This is a genomic window from Psychrobacter sp. 16-MNA-CIBAN-0192 (assembly GCF_040309565.1).
In the GTDB taxonomy this organism is placed as follows: Bacteria; Pseudomonadota; Gammaproteobacteria; order Pseudomonadales; family Moraxellaceae; genus Psychrobacter.
On the sequence record NZ_JBEOOX010000002.1, the window covers coordinates 228,466 to 248,874 of the forward strand.

21 protein-coding genes are annotated in these 20,409 nt (G+C 44.6%); 11 read left to right on the forward strand and 10 right to left on the reverse strand.

Going from position 1 to position 20,409, the window contains the following annotated elements:
* Nucleotides 1-52: 52 nt before the first annotated feature.
* From AAEY78_RS02840 to AAEY78_RS02880, 9 genes are all read right to left on the reverse strand, one after another.
* Nucleotides 53-643 (reverse strand): HupE/UreJ family protein, encoded by a 591-nt coding sequence (locus tag AAEY78_RS02840; RefSeq protein ID WP_352337158.1) that lies wholly within the window; start codon nucleotides 641-643, stop codon nucleotides 53-55.
* 111 nt (nucleotides 644-754) lie between these two features.
* Complete coding sequence (ureG, locus tag AAEY78_RS02845; protein WP_352337160.1) at nucleotides 755-1,402, reverse strand: urease accessory protein UreG; 648 nt, start codon at nucleotides 1,400-1,402, stop codon at nucleotides 755-757.
* Nucleotides 1,403-1,525: 123 nt separating this feature from the next.
* Nucleotides 1,526-2,227: an urease accessory protein UreF gene (locus AAEY78_RS02850; protein WP_352337162.1), complete on the reverse strand. Its 702-nt coding sequence runs from the start codon at nucleotides 2,225-2,227 to the stop codon at nucleotides 1,526-1,528.
* 13 nt (nucleotides 2,228-2,240) lie between these two features.
* Nucleotides 2,241-2,711 carry an urease accessory protein UreE gene (gene ureE, locus AAEY78_RS02855; protein WP_352337164.1) on the reverse strand — a complete coding sequence of 157 codons (471 nt, stop codon included), beginning with the start codon at nucleotides 2,709-2,711 and terminating at the stop codon, nucleotides 2,241-2,243.
* Between the two features lie 21 nt (nucleotides 2,712-2,732).
* Nucleotides 2,733-4,439, reverse strand: coding sequence for an urease subunit alpha (gene ureC / locus AAEY78_RS02860; protein ID WP_352337166.1), 1,707 nt, complete (start codon nucleotides 4,437-4,439; stop codon nucleotides 2,733-2,735).
* Nucleotides 4,432-4,752 carry an urease subunit beta gene (locus tag AAEY78_RS02865; RefSeq protein WP_352337168.1) on the reverse strand — a complete coding sequence of 107 codons (321 nt, stop codon included), beginning with the start codon at nucleotides 4,750-4,752 and terminating at the stop codon, nucleotides 4,432-4,434. The genes ureC and AAEY78_RS02865 overlap by 8 nt, the downstream gene beginning before the upstream one ends.
* Nucleotides 4,753-4,763: 11 nt before the next feature.
* Complete coding sequence (locus AAEY78_RS02870) at nucleotides 4,764-5,066, reverse strand: urease subunit gamma (protein WP_062533700.1); 303 nt, start codon at nucleotides 5,064-5,066, stop codon at nucleotides 4,764-4,766.
* Between the two features lie 225 nt (nucleotides 5,067-5,291).
* Nucleotides 5,292-6,155 carry an urease accessory protein UreD gene (locus AAEY78_RS02875; protein ID WP_352337171.1) on the reverse strand — a complete coding sequence of 288 codons (864 nt, stop codon included), beginning with the start codon at nucleotides 6,153-6,155 and terminating at the stop codon, nucleotides 5,292-5,294.
* Between the two features lie 528 nt (nucleotides 6,156-6,683).
* On the reverse strand, nucleotides 6,684-7,475 hold the full coding sequence (locus tag AAEY78_RS02880) for a cytochrome C assembly family protein (protein WP_352337173.1): 792 nt from the start codon (nucleotides 7,473-7,475) through the stop codon (nucleotides 6,684-6,686).
* Between the two features lie 287 nt (nucleotides 7,476-7,762).
* Between AAEY78_RS02880 and ffh the strand changes: the two genes are divergently transcribed.
* The 7 genes from ffh to AAEY78_RS02915 all read left to right on the forward strand — a co-directional run bounded on the left by ffh (nucleotide 7,763) and on the right by AAEY78_RS02915 (nucleotide 14,130).
* A complete protein-coding gene (gene ffh / locus AAEY78_RS02885) occupies nucleotides 7,763-9,319 on the forward strand; it encodes a signal recognition particle protein (RefSeq protein ID WP_352337175.1) in 1,557 nt (518 codons plus the stop codon).
* 217 nt (nucleotides 9,320-9,536) lie between these two features.
* Nucleotides 9,537-10,220: a tRNA (adenosine(37)-N6)-threonylcarbamoyltransferase complex dimerization subunit type 1 TsaB gene (gene tsaB, locus AAEY78_RS02890; protein ID WP_352337321.1), complete on the forward strand. Its 684-nt coding sequence runs from the start codon at nucleotides 9,537-9,539 to the stop codon at nucleotides 10,218-10,220.
* Nucleotides 10,221-10,365: 145 nt separating this feature from the next.
* Entirely contained in the window at nucleotides 10,366-11,208 is an 843-nt protein-coding gene (locus AAEY78_RS02895; RefSeq protein ID WP_182407032.1) for an undecaprenyl-diphosphate phosphatase, read from the forward strand.
* 70 nt (nucleotides 11,209-11,278) lie between these two features.
* Nucleotides 11,279-12,181 (forward strand): class I SAM-dependent methyltransferase, encoded by a 903-nt coding sequence (locus tag AAEY78_RS02900; protein ID WP_502943634.1) that lies wholly within the window; start codon nucleotides 11,279-11,281, stop codon nucleotides 12,179-12,181.
* Between the two features lie 63 nt (nucleotides 12,182-12,244).
* Nucleotides 12,245-12,481: a hypothetical protein gene (locus AAEY78_RS02905; RefSeq protein ID WP_352337180.1), complete on the forward strand. Its 237-nt coding sequence runs from the start codon at nucleotides 12,245-12,247 to the stop codon at nucleotides 12,479-12,481.
* A gap of 82 nt (nucleotides 12,482-12,563) precedes the next feature.
* Nucleotides 12,564-13,481, forward strand: a complete 918-nt coding sequence (gene ubiA / locus AAEY78_RS02910; protein ID WP_352337182.1) for a 4-hydroxybenzoate octaprenyltransferase — start codon at nucleotides 12,564-12,566, stop codon at nucleotides 13,479-13,481.
* A 10-nt stretch (nucleotides 13,482-13,491) separates the two neighbouring features.
* Nucleotides 13,492-14,130 (forward strand): DUF4112 domain-containing protein, encoded by a 639-nt coding sequence (locus AAEY78_RS02915; RefSeq protein WP_352337184.1) that lies wholly within the window; start codon nucleotides 13,492-13,494, stop codon nucleotides 14,128-14,130.
* 33 nt (nucleotides 14,131-14,163) lie between these two features.
* On the opposite strand, the gene AAEY78_RS02920 is transcribed toward AAEY78_RS02915, so the two are convergent.
* Complete coding sequence (locus AAEY78_RS02920; RefSeq protein ID WP_502943635.1) at nucleotides 14,164-15,846, reverse strand: cryptochrome/photolyase family protein; 1,683 nt, start codon at nucleotides 15,844-15,846, stop codon at nucleotides 14,164-14,166.
* A 214-nt stretch (nucleotides 15,847-16,060) separates the two neighbouring features.
* Here AAEY78_RS02920 and AAEY78_RS02925 point away from each other — a divergent pair, with 214 nt between their 5' ends.
* The 4 genes from AAEY78_RS02925 to accD all read left to right on the forward strand — a co-directional run bounded on the left by AAEY78_RS02925 (nucleotide 16,061) and on the right by accD (nucleotide 20,337).
* Nucleotides 16,061-16,732 carry a phosphoribosylanthranilate isomerase gene (locus AAEY78_RS02925; RefSeq protein ID WP_352337187.1) on the forward strand — a complete coding sequence of 224 codons (672 nt, stop codon included), beginning with the start codon at nucleotides 16,061-16,063 and terminating at the stop codon, nucleotides 16,730-16,732.
* A 161-nt stretch (nucleotides 16,733-16,893) separates the two neighbouring features.
* On the forward strand, nucleotides 16,894-18,186 hold the full coding sequence (gene trpB, locus AAEY78_RS02930; protein ID WP_352337189.1) for a tryptophan synthase subunit beta: 1,293 nt from the start codon (nucleotides 16,894-16,896) through the stop codon (nucleotides 18,184-18,186).
* Between the two features lie 143 nt (nucleotides 18,187-18,329).
* Complete coding sequence (gene trpA, locus AAEY78_RS02935; RefSeq protein ID WP_352337322.1) at nucleotides 18,330-19,157, forward strand: tryptophan synthase subunit alpha; 828 nt, start codon at nucleotides 18,330-18,332, stop codon at nucleotides 19,155-19,157.
* A 232-nt stretch (nucleotides 19,158-19,389) separates the two neighbouring features.
* On the forward strand, nucleotides 19,390-20,337 hold the full coding sequence (accD, locus tag AAEY78_RS02940) for an acetyl-CoA carboxylase, carboxyltransferase subunit beta (RefSeq protein ID WP_352337324.1): 948 nt from the start codon (nucleotides 19,390-19,392) through the stop codon (nucleotides 20,335-20,337).
* The last annotated feature ends 72 nt before the right edge of the window (nucleotides 20,338-20,409 follow it).

Here is a 20,409-nt window from a genome sequence, read left to right on the forward strand (position 1 = left end):
CGGGGGTTTTTATTTGTGCTTATGAAATCTGTACTAACTTATAAATTAATCATTACATTACGCTTAAAATACCAAATAAGCCTGCACCCGCAATCGCAACGCCACTGGTTTTAAGTGCCATAGATTGCCATTTGCTCGTGCCAATGCTGGCAAGTGCGCAGCCTGCTAAATGTAGAGCAATAGTCGCTAGCATAAAGCCTGAGACATAGCTTAGTGCTGCTGCATTTGCTGGTAGTTCTATACCGTGCGCATTACCATGCAATGTACCAAACAACGCACAGCCTACTGTTAAGGCTGGTAGATAGCTTGCGCGACCAAAGGCAAGTAACGCGCCTAATGCCACAAGTGATAATAAGATGCCCGTTTCAACTGCTGGGATTGCCAAACCATTCATGCCGAGCAACGCGCCAACCAGCATAAAGCTGACAAATGCCACTGGCAACTGCCATGCAATCTTTTTGCGTCCCATTACTGCCAACATACCAACGGCAACCATGGCAAGCAGATGATCCCAGCCTAATAACGGATGCAGCACCCCTGAGAGCATACCCGCAGTTTCATGACCAGGGTGAGCAAACGCGACTGATGGCAATAGACCAAAAGAGGCAAGTAGTAGAGCGTGACGCATTTTATGTGTGTTCATAAGAGTTCCTAAATATAGATGCCTAAATATAAATGTCAATATTTAACTATAGACAATAGGGCAATGGTAAACGTGCTATTAGATTAAATAAACTATTTATTAAGTGTCTATCTACGCTTCACTGGTGACCACTGAAAAATCAGCAGGCAACGGTGCAAGCATACCTTCACGTTGAATAAACTTAATAATCTCAAGCACCCCATCACCGCGCTCTAAATTTGCAAATACAAAAGGACGCTCGCCACGCATGAGCTTGGCATCGCGTGCCATCACTTCAAGTGACGCATTAACCATTGGCGCTAAGTCAGTTTTATTAATAATTAATAAGTCAGACTTGGTGATACCCGGACCGCCTTTACGCGGAATCTTATCACCGGCACACACATCAATCACATACAGAGTAAGGTCTGATAGCTCAGGGCTAAAGGTGGCGGATAAATTATCACCGCCACTTTCAACCAATACCAGTTCTAAATTTGGGTGGCGCTCTTGTAGGGTGTCAATAGCAGCCAAATTCATCGAAGCATCTTCGCGAATCGCGGTGTGCGGGCAACCACCTGTCTCAACACCCATAATGCGATCGTCAGATAATGCCTGATGGCGCAATAAAAACTGCGCATCTTCTTTGGTATAAATGTCATTGGTTACTACTGCCAAATTGTAATGACCGCGTAACGCTAAACATAGCTGACGCAAAAGCGCTGTTTTACCTGATCCAACAGGTCCGCCGACACCGACTCGTAAACATTGAGTTGTCATGATTGTCTCCAAAATAAATAAGGGTGAAAAATCTGCTGATAAAACATGGGTAATAAACGTTGGTGATAAAACGGTGGTGATAAAGCAATGCGCGTTATCACCAAAAATTGTTTTATAATGAAATCAGCTGCGAAACAAACGCGAATATTGCGTTTCATGAATGCAGCTGGCGTGTACTTGCCCAAGCAAGCTTAAGCCAAGTTGTTCATCTTCGAGCTGTTGCGCCACGGCAAAATGTGCCAATAGTGCAGGTTTTAGGGCAATCAGTAACCGCTGGGCGGAAGTTTGTCCTAACGGAATGGTTTTACTGGCTACCGTCAGCTGATTTTCAAGCCAGCTCCATAAATAGCCAAGCGCCGCCCATGAGGCATTTAGACCCCAGTGCTCAGCGGCAAGGCTATAGACTGCCATAAAGGCAGGCTCAGTCGGCAATGAGCTGACATCTAGTGATTGCCCTTTTAGCAGTCGTACCAATGCCAATGCGAGTTGTTCATCTTCAAATAATAACTCATGACTTTCTCGATTAGCACGTAAAAAATCACTCCAATATTGCATCTGTTGCGTATCATTGTCAGCTCGAGCAGCACACAAGCGCAGCAATACAGGAATATCCAAATGCGCCAGTCCACTTAACATCCCGTCCAGCCAACTCTGTAATTCCGCTTCGGTTTTTACCCAACCAAGTTCAATGGCTGACTCTAAGCCGCTAGAGTAGGCAAACGCACCGATGGGCAAAGCGGGGCTAGATAGGTGCAATAGCGCCAGTAATTGCTGCGCATCATTGTCTATAGCCGCCTGTTTAGTGGCACTCATATCAGTTTTCATATCAGTTTTCATATTAGTGTTCATGGTGATGATTGTGGCTGTGCTCAGGACTGTGGGCATGACCATGATAGGCACCTGCTTCCGGATGGAAGGGCGCATCTTCAGTGCTTAAGCGCAAACCTAAATGCTCCGCCAAATGTTCAAGCACATGATCGGGTTGAAAGCGTAACCAGCGCTCGCCTAATTGCAAGGTAACGTGACGGTTGCCCAAGTGATAGCAGGCGCGCGCAAAGCTTGCCCAATCATCAGCATGCGCGGTGACCACGTTTTCAGGCTTAGCTACCACGGCAAAAATTTGCCCATCTTCTGCTTGCAGTTTGTCGCCATCAGCTAACACTTGACCACGCTCTAAAAATACGCCCAATTCAGTACCGTTCTCGCTCACCGCTTTAAAGCGACCTTTTTGGCGCACTTCAAACGGCAAGGTCACGCTATCGTCGACCGCTTGCGTCGTTTGTCCTAAATAGTGAATAATTTTTAACATAAGTTTTCCCCATTAGGCATCTTAAAACAACATATATAATTGTGCCATTGGCAGCACTTCAGCAGGCTCGCAGGTCAACAATTCTCCATCACAGCGCACTTCATAGGTCTGAGCATCGACTTCAAGCTCAGGGGTTGCGCCATTATGAATCATGTCTTGCTTTTGAATCGAACGGGTATTAAAACAAGCATTGAGTTCACGAGTTAATGCTAGCTTGGTTTTAATATCACGATCGAGTGCCGCTTGGCTAACAAAGGTAATGCTAGTAGCAGCTGCACCGCGACCTTGAGCGCCAAACATCGGACGGTAATGCACCGGCTGCGGAGTAGGAATAGAGCCATTAATATCGCCCATTGGCGCATAAGCAATCATGCCGCCTTTTAAAATCAGCGCAGGCTTGATACCAAAGAATGCTGGATCCCATAAGACCAAATCGGCAAGCTTACCAATCTCAATAGAGCCGACCACATGCGAGATGCCATGGGCAATCGCAGGATTGATGGTGTACTTAGCAACATACCGCTTAGCGCGGAAATTATCGCAGCCCAATTCTATATCTTCAGGTAATAAGCCGCGCTGTTGACGCATTTTATGAGCCGTTTGCCACGTGCGGCAGACCACTTCGCCCACACGTCCCATCGCTTGACTGTCAGATGAAATCATTGAGATCACACCTAAGTCTTGTAAAATATCTTCAGCGGCAATGGTTTCTTTGCGAATACGCGAGTCTGCAAACGCCACATCTTCTGGAATATTGGGGTCTAAATGATGGCAAACCATCAACATATCTAAATGCTCATCAACGGTATTTACCGTATAAGGGCGTGTTGGGTTGGTTGACGAAGGTAAGACATTAGATAGGCTACAGGCTTTAAGAATATCGGGAGCATGACCACCGCCTGCGCCTTCGGTATGATAGGTGTGAATAGTGCGCCCTTTAAATGCGCCTAGTGTGTCATCGACAAAGCCGGACTCATTTAGCGTATCCGTATGAATGGCAATTTGCACATCATATTCTTCAGCAACCGATAAGCAGCAATCAATCACCGCAGGGGTTGAACCCCAATCTTCATGAATTTTTAAGCCGATAGCGCCAGCGTCAAGCTGTTCGCGCAATGGGGCAGGCACGCTAGCACTGCCTTTACCCATAAAGCCAAAGTTCATTGGTAGCTCATCGGTGGCTTGTAGCATACGCGAGATATGCCATGCGCCAGGCGTACACGTGGTTGCTTTACTGCCTGTTGCTGGACCTGTGCCGCCACCAATCATGGTAGTAACTCCAGAACATAACGCTTCTTCAATCTGCTGCGGACAAATATAGTGGATGTGTGTATCGACGCCACCAGCTGTTAAGATTTTACCTTCACCTGCAATCACTTCACTACATGCGCCCAAATTAATAGTCACGCCGTCTTGAATATCAGGGTTGCCCGCTTTACCAATGGCAACGATACGCCCGTCTTTAATACCGACATCGGCTTTGACAATACCCCAATGGTCTAAAATCACCACATTGGTAATCACCGTATCGACGGTATCGGCATCACCAAGTTGGCTTTGACCCATACCATCACGGATGACCTTACCGCCACCAAAGCTGACTTCATCGCCATAAATGGCATGGTCATGCTCAATTTGAATCCATAAATCGGTGTCCGCCAAGCGAATTCTATCGCCCGTGGTTGGACCGAACATCTCAGCGTACGCGCTGCGACTGATTCTAGACATTTTGATCTCCTAATGCGCCCATAACCTCACCGCGAAACCCATAAACGCGGCGCAATCCACCCAGCGCCACTAAGGTGACCTCGCGATTTTGACCGGGCTCAAAGCGAATGGCGGTACCGGCTGCGATATCAAGGCGAAAGCCAAGTGCCAGCGCACGGTCTAATAATAGTGCTGGATTAACTTCAGCAAAGTGATAATGTGAGCCGACTTGAATGGGTCGATCACCGGTATTAGCGACTATAATAGTGCGTTTTTCACGTCCGACATTCAGCTCAATATCGCTTACGCCCAGCTGTAATTCTCCTGGTTTCATAGCTATTCCTTTTACTGAATCGGATCATGTAAAGTAACCAGTTTAGTACCATCTGGGAACGTGGCTTCCACTTGCACCTCATGAATGAGCTCAGGCACGCCATCCATCACTTGCTCGCGGGTGAGCCAATTACGACCGCTGCCCATTAATTCTGCCACCGTACGACCATCACGTGCGCCTTCCAAAATAGCTGCAGACAAATACGCCACCGACTCTGGATAATTTAACTTTAAACCACGTGCCAGACGGCGCTCTGCGACCAAACCTGCGGTAAATAACAGCAGTTTGTCTTTTTCTCTTGGCGTTAATTCCATAATGCATATCCTTGCTAGAAAGCCATTTTTTAGTTCACCAAATGTAGGTGAATAAAACAGCGGTGTTAAAAGGCGTTGGTTTTTTAACTCATTGCTAAAATAATTACTAAAATTATCAATAAAAATTATGTTTTAAAGTTAATCGTTGCTAATCAGACCAGTAATGATATTTTTAAGAAAAAAAAGGATTAGCTTGCAAATAAATCATGATTAAGTAGAGTTTTATTACGTCAACCAAATACGTGGCGTACAAGCTGGTCGTCCTAATAATGGCGGGCGAATCAATGCCCATGCGTGCCACATACCCGCGCGGCACTCATTCATATCTTCACCCAAGTAGCGTACCAGTAATACGCCCAAGCGCTGGGTAACCGTAAAGTCTGGGCTGGCAAGCTCAGTGCGAAGCGTCGTTATCAGCTCGGGGTTGAAATCTGCGCCATACGCGACTAGCGTGCCAAAAACAGTCTTATTATGTAATCCTACGCGACTGTGGTGCAAGCCACTATCGGCAACCAATTGTAAATGCTCATTAAATAGTAAGCGTCCATCTCGCAATAAGCGAATACGTTGGCTTAATGTGCCTTTAGCAAAGCGTGCATCAGAGGCGGGACGACCCAAACAGACCAAGTCCCAACCGATAAACCGTGCGCCAGATTCCAGTTCAATAGTAGTGTCTAATACGGCATTGGCATCACTATAGACGATGGTTTCTTGTGGCAACCATTCGCATTCCGCATTATCCGCCAGCGTGATATGAACAGACTGACCTTGTACCACGCCATCGCTGTCGCGCCCGTAGACTTTGCCCGCAGACGGTGTGGTCAGCAGCGTTTGACTGTCCGCTGCGCCATGTACATTGATATTAAGCCGATCACCAGATACCAGACCACCGGGCGGATGCAGCACATAAAGATGACAGACACCGCCTTCCGGATAAAAAGGGCGCTGAATGCGTAAAGGACCAATAAAAGCCAGTTGTTTAAGGTAGGTTTTAGCGCCTGTTGGTACCAACTTCAGATCAAGCTTGGCAAGCCATTGTCTATCGGCACCGTAACCACGGGCGGCGGTGGGGCTGGACACTGTATTCATGGTCATAACCGTGTGGTGATTTTAAGATAAAAAGGGCAGTGGATAATCGGTAACATTCTTTTGATTGCTAGCGTTTAAGACTATAAACGCTTAAGGCTATGAACGTTTAAGATTATTGACTTTTAAGATTATTATTATGGAATAAAAATGCGTGTTAGCTTGAGTATAGGTTGCCTATAATGGAAGTCAATCGTCACGCTTGTCACTGGTATGATGCATAAAGAGGGAAAGCAACCTCAATATACCCGTCTTAAGATGACAGGTTTACGATACAAGTAGATAAGACAAAGTGATTAATAAATGATAAGGATGTTTTTATAGTTATTTTTAATATGGCAAACTACTCGATGAGCAACGAGCAAAAACAGCACATGCTGGCTTAAGGCGATACCTTTGGTCTGACCATGTGTAGCAAGGTATAGCAGCCAGCGCTACAACGCCTTTGATATTCCATTATCGATGAATTTTACGCCTATCATTTCTGATTGAACAGCAGAAAATAAAAAAAATATTGTACTCTCAACAAAGTTAAAGTAATAATTCCAGCACAAACTTACTGCCGACAAAACCAACGGCCAGAAGGATAAAGGCATAAATGGTAATATTTGCCGCTTGCTTACCGCGCCATCCTGCACGCCAATTGCCAACCAACAATACCCCAAATAATAACCAAGATAACACACTAAATACCGTCTTATGGGCGATGTGCTGTGCCATTAAATCTTGGACATAAATCAAGCCCAGACCCAACGCGATGCTGAGCAGCACAAAGCCGACCATAATCATATCGAATAATAATGCCTCCATACTTTGTAATGACGGCAGCTTATTGACCCAAAAACGGTGAATGGTGCTTTGTTTAAGCTCGCGAATTTGTAAACGTAAGAAGAGTGCTTGCACCGCTGCCATGAGTAGCACACAATAAGCGGCAAGTGAGAGGATAATATGTGCCTCAAGCCCCATACTGACATTGGTTAACGGCTGATAAGGCGCACGACCAAAATAACCGATAGTGACACCAATAAGTGCGGTTGGCGCAGCAAGAATACCTAAGCTGACAATGGGTCGGTATAAACAAAATAGCCCATAAAACAATAAGAAAAATAAGCTGATTAAACTTAACGTATTGAATAAATTGAAATTTAGCCCATACAAAGTCACGATATAAGGATAGAGCAGAATCGCGTGCGCCAGCATACCGATGAGCAGCACACTTAGCGTGCCCCATTTATGAATTGGTCTATCGGTTGCCAACGCCCAACCCAAATAGATACTGACCAAAATATACGCCATACTAGCGATTAAAAACGCAACGACCACAGGCAAGCCTCATTGAATAGCAGGAGCATCCTTAACTTATGGATATGGTCACTTACGGACGCTCAAGTTAATGCTAAAATGGTATGATTAGAACAAACATTCAATTTATCATAAAATAGACCTTTTTTGAGAATCATTTTCATTGTTATACTTTAACAAAATTATTTATCTTATATCTTTAACAAGAAGTGTTTAGCCCAAGTCACTTCTTATAAGTTACTCCTTATATATTATAAGCCGCATTTATTAATCCATTATTTTGACCCATTATTTATTGAGAGTTATTTATGTTTGATACCTTAACCGAACGCCTTACCTCCAGCCTGCGCAATATTTCAGGCACAGGACAGCTGACTGAAGACAATATTAAAGACACGTTACGCGAAGTGCGCATGGCGTTGTTAGAGGCGGACGTGGCATTGCCAGTAACGCGTGATTTTGTAAAACGCGTGAAAGAGCAAGCGATGGGCGCAGAAGTGCTCAAAGAGTTAGCGCCCGGACAAGCCTTTGTAAAAATCGTTCACGATGAGCTGACTGAAATGATGGGCAGCGCCAATCAGCAGTTAGAAATGACGGGTAAGCCGCCAGTGGTTTACTTGCTGGCAGGTTTGCAAGGTGCAGGTAAAACCACAACTGCGGGTAAGTTGGCAAAATTTTTACAAGAGCGCCATAAAAAGAAAGTCATGCTGGTGTCAGCTGACGTTTATCGTCCAGCAGCGATTGCCCAGTTAGAACAAGTCGCCGGTCAGGTGAATGCTAAGTTCGTCAATTCAACGACTGATGAAAACCCGATTGATATTGCGCTACGTGCTATTGAAGAAGCCAAAATCCAATATCAAGATATTTTGATTATTGATACCGCGGGTCGCCTAGCGATTGACGAAACCATGATGGCTGAGATTAAGGCATTAACCGCTGCCGTTAATCCTTCTGAGACCTTGTTCGTCGTTGATGCCATGACTGGTCAAGATGCGGCAAATACTGCCAAAGCCTTTAACGATGCGCTGCCATTAACCGGTGTGATTTTAACCAAAACCGATGGTGATGCGCGTGGCGGTGCTGCGTTATCAGTACGCGCCATTACTGGTAAGCCGATTAAATTCTTAGGGCGCGGTGAAAAATTAGATGCGCTAGAATTATTCCATCCTGAACGTATCGCTCAACGTATTCTTGGCATGGGTGACGTCTTAAGTTTGGTTGAAGAAGTCGAGCAAAAAATCGACCGTGAAAAAGCCGAAAAAATGGCGAAAAAGATGCAAAAGGGCGGCGAATTCGACCTTGAGGATCTCTTGACCCAGTTTCAGCAAATGAAAAACATGGGTGGCATGGCAGGTTTCCTTGATAAAATGCCCGGTATGGGCGGCTCGGATATGCAAAAAGCCGTCGAAGATGCCAAACCAGAAGAAAAAGTGCGCGAGATGGAAGCATTGATTAATTCCATGACCCCGTTTGAGCGTCAAAATCCGGACAAGATCAACCCAAGCCGTAAGCGCCGTATCGCCGCTGGTTCTGGTCGTGAGATTCAAGACGTCAATCGTTTGCTCAAGCAACATAAGCAAATGGCAAAAATGATGAAAATGATATCGAAGCCGGAAGGCATCAGTAAAATGATGAAATCCATGCAAGGATTGATGGGCGGTGGTGGTGGCGGTGCGTCAGCTGCCGCAGGTCCATTATTTGGCGGCGGTGGTCAAGCACAAGGCGGCATGAAAGATGTCAACCAAGCCCAAATCGCCAAGCAAATGGGACTGGATCCAAATAATTTGCCAAGCAGCGAAGAGATGCAAAAACAAATGCAAGCGTTGCAAAACCAAGCCCCGAAAAACTTTAAAAAGCGCTTTTAAACCATGGTGTCTATTTAATCATTTTAACTATCCTTATTTTACGAAAATCCCAAAGCTAGCATTAGTTTTGGGATTTTTTATGGGCAAACCAAACGAGATAAGTGAACGAGGAAAAACATAGTAAGTAATAAAACTTGCCAACCCTAAATGCTATGCTAAATGCTATTATAGGCGCTATTTATTTTGGGTAATGCCAGACGTATCAGCCGAGGTCATGATGTTTTTAGCAATGGATACCGTATTTGATCAGTGCTCAATTGCGATTCTTGATAGTGATGGCAAGGTGATATCTTGCCAGACTGAAACGGGCAAGCGCATGCAGACGCAACAAATACTGCCGATGATTGATGCCGCATTATCGGCATCTCAGCTGAGCCTTGCGGATATGCAAGCCTTAATATTCAATCGTGGTCCGGGCGCGTTTAGTGGTATCCGTATCAATACCGCTGTGGTACAAGCGCTGTCTGTTGCCCATGATGTGCCGTGCGTGGGTATATCAAGCTTGCAAGCCATTGCTCAAACTGCGTATCAACAATACGGTTTGACCGAGGTTTATAGCGCTCTTGATGCGCGTATGCAGCAAGTTTATTTTGGGCATTTTGTTGTCATAGATAATTTTATGCAGCCTGTCCATCAAGAAAATAGCGAAGACCCCGAGCAGCTGCTTGATTACGACTGTCCAACCTTATTGAATATTCCTATTGTTGGCGATGGTGCGAGCTTATTAACTCTGCATGATGGTCAGATAACCCATGCGGATATCCGTCCGGATGCCGCGATTATTGGGCAGCTGGGTGTGGCGGAATTTAAACATGCTGGCGGTACGGATGCGGCACAAGCTTTACCAAAATATCTGCGCAATCAAGCTTGGAAAACGCTTAAAGAGCAAGGCAAAGCGTAATACTGCCACAAAAATAAAAAACACATTGTACATACAACCTTATTTATAACGGCAAGACGCTTTATCCAAAATTGCTAAACGTCTGAGCACAACTCTATTACGATAATATAAAGCGACCAGCAGGTCAGTTTTCAGGAAAATATTTGTGGATATCATTTTATTAATTCAAGCCGTCATCATGGGTATTGTTGAGGGTGTCACCGAATTTTTACCCATTTCTAGTACTGGCTATTTGATTCTCTCAGCAGATATCATGGGCTTTTGGACCAAAGAAAAAGTCGATTTATTCGTCGTCGTGGTACAGCTGGGCGCAATCTTAGCAGTCATTTATGATTATTGGGGCAGACTCTGGCACGCGCTGGTTGGTTTAGTAACAGGGAAAGCAGAAGGGTTGAAAAATCCGCGTCAGCTTGGCCTTAGCATTATTGTAGCAACCATTCCTGTAATGATACTTGGCTTTACCTTTGCCGATGAAATTAAGCTGTATTTATTCAATCCAGTGACCGTCGCTATTATGCTCATTATCGGTGGCTTATTGATATTTTATGTAGAAAATCGCCCAAAAACTATCATTGCAGAAGAAGCAGAAGATGTCAGCTTAAAGACGGCATTAATGATTGGACTGATTCAATGCTTCGCCTTAATACCGGGAACATCACGTTCAGGAGCGACCATTGTAGGCGCATTGTGGCTTGGCGTATCGCGTAAGGCGTCAGCAGAGTTCTCATTCTTTTTAGGTATTCCGGTTATTGTGGGAGCCGCGTTACTTGATTTAATCAAGCATGGCGATGTGATGACTAGCAGCGAGGATTGGCTGGTGCTTGGCGTTGGCACCGTAGTGTCCTTTATCGTCGCTTTACTATGTATTCGCTTACTAGTTGCTTGGGTTAGTCGCCGTGACTTTAAGGTTTTTGCTTGGTTGCGTATTATTACCGGTATCATTGTGTTGATAGCGGCTTGGGGTTTTGGCTATCAGATGGCGGGTTAAACTATTATTAATTTTAGCGCTATAAATGGGTAATAAAAGAAGCAGGTATGACCAAATGAGCGAACCATTAGTGTCTAAAGTTGATACTATCTGTAATGCAGATATCGCCTTAAACCACTGTCGATTGTTGTATATTGATGAATCCCAGCAGCCTCACGTTGAGCGTTTGATGGTATTGGCAAGTCAGCATCAATTGCCGTTGAATCTAACCGCAGAACTGGTCGCGGTTAAGTTGAATCAAAAGCGCCGCGAGCAAATATGCGCAGAATCTATGCAGCCGATTTTATTATTAGACGATAAAAATAAGCTGTCATGGCTGAGTAATGGTCTCAGTGTCGCGCCGGAATGGGATAAATTGCAACGGCGGGTGGTCAGCGCGGGTCGTAAGACGGAGCTGCTATTACAAGCGGCAAAAATCACCGCTGACAGTCAGGTGATTGATGCGACCGCTGGCTTTGGGCATGACAGCTTAATACTGGCGAGTACCGGCGCGCAGGTCATTATGCTTGAGCAGCAGCCTATTATGGCATTGTTGTTGCTCGCCGAACAGCAGCGCATGAGTACGCAGCCCAATTGGCAAAAGCTAATGGCGCGGCTGCAAATTATTAATACCGATGCGCTTAGTTATTTTGCTGATTTTCAAGGTAATGCAGCAAATAATAAAGCTATCGATGTGATATATCTCGATCCTATGTTTCCCGATGATAGCTATCAGGACAGCAAAACGGGGAAGGGCGCTAAAGTGGGTAAACGTATGCAGGCATTGCACCATCTAGCCAGTCCGCCGACAGCCGCGCAGGAATTGCAATTGCTACAAGGTGCACAAGTGATGGTCAGTTCTCTTATTGATGAGCATAAGCAGCAAGGTCGCGTTATCGTCAAGCGTCCCAAAGATGCGCCCTTATTTGCCAATCAACTGCCAAAAGAGAGCTGGCACAATGAAGCGGTGCGTCTTGATGGCTATTTCTTATAACTGTTTTTATCATTGTAATAAGTAAATGACACGCAAGCTTGAATAGTCGAAAAGGAGAAAAAGATGTCAACCATCATTATTTGGGTAGTAGGTGCAGGCTTGCTTATTATCAATATCTTGCTACGCACCCGCATGCTGCGATTAGAAGCCGCGTTAAAGCAGGCACGCAGTGCAGAATATATGACGTATTTACGTCAGCTACCTGCGAAGAACGACAAAATTGCGGCGATTAAAGCATTACGCAAACAGTATTTTGAACTGTCGCTGTTAGAAGCTAATAAACTGTGGCAGCAAAGATAGAAGCTAGAGAGATAAATATTATAAAGATTATAAAGATTATAAATATAGAAACCATAAACCAATGATATCTAAGCGCTCATCCATGACATTTAACGATAAACTTCATGCCTATATGCAGCTGACGCGCTTTGATAAGCCGGTTGGCATTGAGCTGTTGCTTTGGCCAACGCTGTGGGGCGTATTGTTAGCAGCGATGAGCCAAGCCCAGAAACAAGGGGTACATGCCGGTCTACCCAATTTGAAAGTATTTGTGATATTTGCATTGGGTGCTATTTTAATGCGGGCGGCAGGGTGTGCGATTAACGACTTTGCTGACCGTAAAGTGGATGGTCATGTAACTCGAACCAAAGGGCGTCCGCTCGCTGATGGTCGTTTATCGGGTAAAGAGGCGATTGCGGCGTTTTTAATCTTGGTATTACTTAGCGCGAGTTTATTATTATTTTTACCCATTCAAGTGTTTTACTGGTCGCTTGGTGCGGTAGTGCTCGCGTTTATTTACCCCTTTATGAAACGCTATACCCATTTGCCACAAGTATTTTTAGCGGCGGCGTTTGGTTGGGCAATACCAATGGCATATGTGGCGATACAAGGTGCACCGGATATCTGGTGTTGGTTGTTGTTTGCCGCGTATATGTGTTGGACGGTGGCGTACGATACCCAATATGCTATGGCAGATCGCGATGATGATTTAAAGATTGATGTGAAGTCGACGGCGATATTATTTGGTCGCTATGATGTGGTCATTATTTCAATATTGCAAACGCTTTTTTTACTGCTTATGGGTGTGGTATTATGGCATTATTTTGCGCCAACGAGCTTAGGAATTACACCGATATTTGGTTTGGCACTGGTGGCAATGATGTTTACCAAGCAAAATAATGCCTGCGCCAGTCGCCAGCCTATTGCTTGCTTTCAAGCGTTTTTAGCCAATGTATGGGTAGGGCGTTATGTCTTTATTTTGGTGGCGGCTTCTTGTATTTGGACAAGCTTAAATGGATAAGCCGCCAAATATGAAACTTGTCAAACCAATAGCAAGCCAATCCACGGCATACTATCAAGCTAAGCTTGCAGAGCAGGGCCTCACCCGCGCGCAAGTGATTGCCACTGAGCGTAAGTTAGCCAAGTTTGCCAATGCTATGGATTCGGTCGTGCGTATTCCGTTTACCAAGCAAGGTGTGGGTGCGGATGCGGCATTATCAACGATACCGCTGGCAGGAGATTTAGCGGGACTCGCGTTAACCAGTTATGCCTTTATATTGGGCCGTCAATTGGGCGTACCCGTGCAAAAGATGCTGCCAGCAGTTAGACTGGCGCTGATTGATACGGTCGTTGGTGTTGTGCCCGTTGTCGGCACGCTATTGGATATTTTTATTCGACCCAGCCGTAAGACGTTGAGCATCGTTCATCAGCATTTGCATGATGAATATGGCATCACTGAAACCACGCATATGGATCGCCCATTTTTACATCAGCAGTTAGAAGACAAACAGCAACGTAGCCATTTTTGGCGCAACCCTTTCATTGCTTGGTTATATTTACATCTTCCTGATTTGCTTGGCATCGTGGTGATTGCTTTGATCGGATGGGGACTTTGGAATGTCATTGGTTGGCTAGTAAATTTGTTTGGCAATATGACTGGTTTTAATTGATCGTACTAGCTGAGCTTAATAAGAATTTCAGCCTTAACTCTCTCCTTTAAACGCTGCAATGGCGAATTGCCGAGCCGCTTTATGCTCGACTATTGGTAAAGGATAATCAATGCTGGCAAACTTACCACCTTTTGCTAGTTCCTTACGCATTTTATCTTCGCTATGCAAGATACTGGCAGGAATATTTTTTAGCTCAGGTAGCCACGTTTTGATAAATATGCCATCAGCATCATGGCTTTTGGCTTGGCTAAAAGGATTCATAATACGGAAGTAGGGCGCTGAATCTGTACCTGTTGACGCGCTCCATTGCCAGCCGCCATTGTTTGAGGCAAAGTCGCCATCTATTAGCTGCTGCATAAAATAGCGCTCACCCCAGCGCCAATCTATGAGTAAGTCTTTGGTTAAAAACATCGCCGTGACCATACGCAAGCGATTGTGCATAAAGCCGGTGGCATTCAGGCAACGCATGGCTGCATCTACCAGGGGCACACCTGTTTTGCCCTGACACCAAACTGTAAAGTCATCTTTGTTATATGACCAATTAATCTTGCTATCAGTTTCATGTTTATACGCTTGATAACGAATAAGCTCAGGTTTATAGTCTAAAACATGCCGATAAAAATCGCGCCACGCCAGCTCGCTTATCCAGCGATTGATATCGTTGTTATCAGAGCTGTTGTCAGAGTTATTTTCAGAACTGGCATCAAAGCTATTAGTATTGTCCTTATTAAAGTCTTGCAAGGCTTCGGTTGCTTTTAAGTAGCAAAGCCTAGGACTAATCGCGCCAATCGTTAGATAAGCGGATAGTTGACTGGTTGCCTGTAGACTAGGTACGTCACGGCTGACATCATAGTTGTCAATATCATCTGCAATGAATGCGTCTAGACGCTGGCACGCAGCATTTTCGCTAGCAGGATAGGCATTACGGGCATGACTAAGCTGGGATTCTGTATTAATATACTGGTAAGAAGCATGACGTTGTAAACACTGTTGATAATCGATAACGACTTTTTTGCATAATTCTTGTATATCTTCAAAGGTGTCCGCACTGACTTCTGACGACTTTTTCTCCGTTAATAGCTTTAAAGCACTGTTTTTATGGTTAATAATGGCATGCGCGTGATGAATTTGTAGTTCACCAACTTCCAAGGTATGCCGCCACTTTTTATAAAATGGGGTAAAGACTTGATACATACTGCCATCATTAGTGGTGATGCTTTGTGGCGGTAAAATACATTGGTCATGGTAGCGGATAAATTCAATATTATTTTTGGCGAGCTGTTTGGTTAATTGTTCATCACGGGCAATCTCGTTGCCCTCGTACTCATGATTTGCCATAACAACATCGATATTCTTAGTGCGGCAAATATCAATAATGGCATTGGTGCAATCAGAAAAATTATCACAAACATAAACTGCTAATGGGATGTTTAATTGCTCTTGTAAATTTTGTGCCAATAGCGGTAAGGTGCGTGCAATATGATCAACTTGTGCTAAAGAGGTATTATGAGCGCGCCATTGTTCAGGGGTGCAAAAAAAGATAGCCGAGACCTGCGCGTTTTTTTCATTAGCACGTTCGCAAAGTACAGTCAGCGCTGTATTGTCGTGCAGACGCAAATCACGGCGAAACCAAATCAGATAATGAAGTGTACTAGAAGAGTCGTTTTCTTGAGCTACTTCCTTACTGTCAAAGCGTATATCGTCAGTTAAGGGCATCTTTATTGCCATTTACGTATCCTTTTTTTAATCATAAACAAAACTATGAATAAAAGTATGCTAGGATAAGTTTTTGTATGCAATCAATTTACCATTTGCTTAACAAATTACTATCTTTCCTATTATCAATCTTTATCCCTATTCTTTTTATGTTACTTCTGTTATATGCTTAATCAGACGCTTGATAACTCGCGGTCTTTTTTAGGGTCACAACATGCACGTTAAGTTTTGTGGTTTTACTCAGCTTGCTGATATTCAGACTGCTGCCCAATTGGGTGCGGACGCAGTGGGTTTGGTATTTTATCCGCCAAGCCCACGTGCTGTAACGTCTGAACAAGCGCGAGTTTTGGTGAAAGCGGTGCCTGCTTTTGTCACTGTGGTGGCGCTGGTGGTCAACATGCCTCAAGACGAGCTGATAGAGCTGGCAAACAACGTCCCTTTTGATGTTATTCAATTTCATGGCGATGAAAGCCCTGAACACTGCCAACAGCTTGCCAAAATAGTCAATAAACGCTGGATAAAAGCCCTGCGTATCAATACCGATATCGACACTCCAGACAGTGTATGCGCTCAGATTAATGACTTTGCTCTGGCAGGTGCGAGCAGTATTTTACTTGATGCCTATCATCAACATAAATATGGTGGCACAGGCGCACGTTTTGATTGGAGTTTAATCCCGCATGACAGTGCACTGCCGATTGTTTTAGCAGGCGGTTTGAATGCGCAAAACGTGGTAGCAACCCGTGATTTGCCCATTTATGGTGTTGATGTCAGCGGCGGTATTGAAGTTGGAAAAGGTAAAAAAGACACTGCAAAAATGCGCGCCTTTATGAAAGCGGTCAAGCATGACCGATGGCAAAATGTGACGGGTGTTGACGTCAGCTAAGCCAGCTTGTGTAGCGTGCTCTTTTGCCAATACTTTAGCCTTACCTGTTCGTCATTCCGAACCTTCTTGTTAGTCCTAATCTGTTAGTCCTTAGTTACTTTTCTCCTTACTTCCACAGCCTTAATTTTCATTAAAAAATACCACTTATCGTAGGAATTATCATGAGTCATGCCAATAATAAAACTGCAGATGCTGCCCAATCTTCAAACACAACGGCGCATTCTGTAAATACTTTTAGTAATCCAAAAGACGTCAAAGACTTTAATCAGTATCCCGATGCGCGTGGGCATTTTGGCGTTCATGGCGGGCGTTTTGTTTCGGAAACGTTGATGGCAGCATTAGAAGAGTTAGAAGTTTTATATAACAAAGTGAAGGCAGACCCTGCATTCTGGGAAGAGTATCATACTGATTTGGTCAATTATGTCGGTCGTCCAACACCGCTGTATCATGCCAAACGTTTGAGCGATGAGATTGGCGGCGCGCAGATTTATTTTAAACGTGAAGACTTAAACCATACGGGTGCTCATAAGGTCAATAACACCATTGGGCAAGCGTTACTGGCAAAAATGTGTGGCAAAAAACGAATTATCGCTGAGACTGGTGCAGGTCAACATGGTGTTGCAACCGCAACGATTGCCGCCCGTTTGGGGCTAGAATGTATCGTTTATATGGGTGCTGACGATGTTGAGCGCCAAAAAATGAACGTTTATCGTATGCGTTTATTGGGCGCGACCGTCGTTCCAGTAACCTCTGGCTCACGCACACTAAAAGACGCGATGAACGAAGCCATGCGTGATTGGGTCACTAACGTTGATACTACTTATTACATTATTGGTACGGTTGCCGGTCCGCACCCTTATCCATTGCTTGTCCGTGATTTTCAAGCGATTATTGGTAAAGAGGCGCGCATTCAGCATTTAGAAAGAACCGGTAAATTACCTGATGCCTTAGTGGCGTGTGTGGGTGGCGGTTCAAACGCTATTGGTCTGTTTTTTGACTTCCTAAATGATACTGATGTGAAAATGTATGGTGTTGAGGCCACTGGTGACGGCATCGAAACCGGTCGCCATTCAGCACCGCTTGCTGCTGGTCGTATCGGCGTATTACATGGCAATCGTACTTATTTGATGGCAGATGATGACGGTCAAATTCAAGAAACACATTCTATCTCAGCAGGTCTGGATTATCCGGGCGTCGGTCCTGAGCATAGCTTCTTAAAAGACATGAAGCGCGTCGAATATGTCGGCTGTACGGATAAAGAGTCGTTAGAAGGCTTTCATGAAGCCACACGCAAAGAGGGCATTATCCCTGCGCTAGAGTCTGCTCATGCTGTAGCTTACGCCCTAAAGCTGGCTAAAACCATGACACCTGATCAGACCATTATCGTTAATATGTCTGGTCGTGGCGATAAAGATTTACATTCTGTTATGAAAGCGGAAGGTATTGAGTTTTAGAATTTAACACCCTTTAGCGATGGTAAATGGGGTCTTTACGGCATTAGTAACTGCCCCATTTATCAGTATTAATATCAGAGACTATTTAAGTCAAAGTCATTTTAAAAAGTATTTAAAAATAATAAGAGAACACTATGACCCGAATGACGACCCGCATTGAAAGCACGTTTGCAACTTTAAAAGCCCAAAATAAAAAAGCCTTAATTCCTTATTTTATGGCAGGCGACCCCAATCCGAGCGTGACCGTTAATCTACTCCATGAGTTAGTGACGCATGGCGCGGATATGATTGAGATTGGTCTACCGTTTTCAGACCCTATGGCAGATGGTCCAACGGTCGCACTTGCTGCTGAGCGTGCATTGGCAGCTGGCACGAGCACCCGTGACGCCCTAAAAATGGTTGCAGAATTCCGCAAAAATGATACGCAAACGCCGATAATCCTAATGGGTTATTTGAATCCTGTTGAAATTATTGGTTATGATAATTTTGTCGCGCTATGTGAGCAGTCCGGCGTTGATGGTATCTTGATGGTTGATTTGCCACCAGCAGAGGCGGGCAGCTTTACTCAGCATTTAACTGACCATGCGATGAATGAGATTTTCTTATTATCACCAACCACGTTGGCAGAGCGTCGTCAGCAAGTATTGACCCATTGTGGCGGTTATATTTATTATGTGTCGCTTAAAGGTGTGACTGGCTCAGCGACGCTCGATACCGATGATGTGGCGACCCATGTAAAAGCGATTAAAGCCGAAACAGATTTGCCAGTATGTGTTGGCTTTGGTATTCGTGATGGCGCATCGGCAAAAGCCATTGGTGCGCATGCGGACGGTGTGATTGTTGGTAGCGCGTTGGTTGAGCATTTTGCAAATATAGATGCACATGATAATAAAGCGATTGCGATTGCTCAGCAAAAAATCATGGCAAAAATGGATGAGCTTCGTGCAGCTTTAGACAGCTTAACAGCATAATTTTAAATGACGCCCGCTATATTTTATTGTGAATGATGTGGAATGACTTTGCTAAATCTAGTTTACGTGTGTAAACTAATATCATGTATAAGCTATAATATATAAACGATTATCCGCCGCGCAAGATTAGCGCGTGCCTGTCTCATAATGGCTCATGTGATGACAGAAGGTTAGACCCTCATTCACTCCCAATGACAAGGCGATGAGCCAACTTGTTACTAAGCCTCTGATAATGGCGAATAATATGACTGATACCATAACAACTTCTCAAAACAATAATGCGACTACTGATAATGATAATAGTAACGTCGCAGGTCATTCTTGGTTTAACCGTCCCGTTCCGGGTGTTAAACAGCAACTGTCTGCGCCTTTGACGGCAGTTGAGACTGAACCATCAACCGAGTGCAGCAGCTGTCATTCGATGATTACCAATACGGCGCTGATTTTTAACTGTTACGTTTGCCCGCATTGCGATCATCATCTGCCGATGTCAGCACGCGAACGCTTACAATGGTTATTAGAGCAAGTCGATGGCGAGCTTGGTCAAGAATTTGTTGCCAAAGATCCGCTACGCTTTGTGGATAGTAAACCTTATCCTGAACGTATGAAGGAAGCCCAAACCAAAACGGGCGAGTCTGAAGCACTTATCGTCATGTACGGTAAATTGCGTAATTTGGATATCGTGGCTTGTGCCTTTGATTTCCGCTTTATGGGTGGCTCTATGGGTTCGGTTGTGGGTGACCGTTTTGTGCAAGCCGCAGAAAAGGCATTGGCAGAACGTAAGCCATTAGTATGCTTTGCGGCATCGGGCGGCGCGCGTATGCAAGAAGGTCTACTGTCACTCATGCAAATGGCGCGTACGGCTGCTGCCATCGAGCGCTTGCGTATCGCTGGCGTTCCGTATATCGTGGTATTGACCAATCCTGTATACGGTGGTGTAACGGCATCGCTTGCTATGCTTGGCGATATTCATTTAGCAGAACCAAAAGCGATGATTGGCTTTGCTGGTAAGCGCGTGATTGAGCAAACCGTGCGTGAGACATTAGAAGAACCGTTCCAACGCGCTGAGTTCTTGCTAGAGCATGGCGTAGTCGATGAGGTGGTACATCGTCATCAATTGATTGACACCATTTATCGCTTGTTAGCGAAATTATGCAGTCAGCCAAACGTTTCGGCTTAATTTTTAGTATTTAGCGTTATTTATTAAGATATAGAATTACTTATTTCGTTTGGCTTTATGAATAAAATAAGT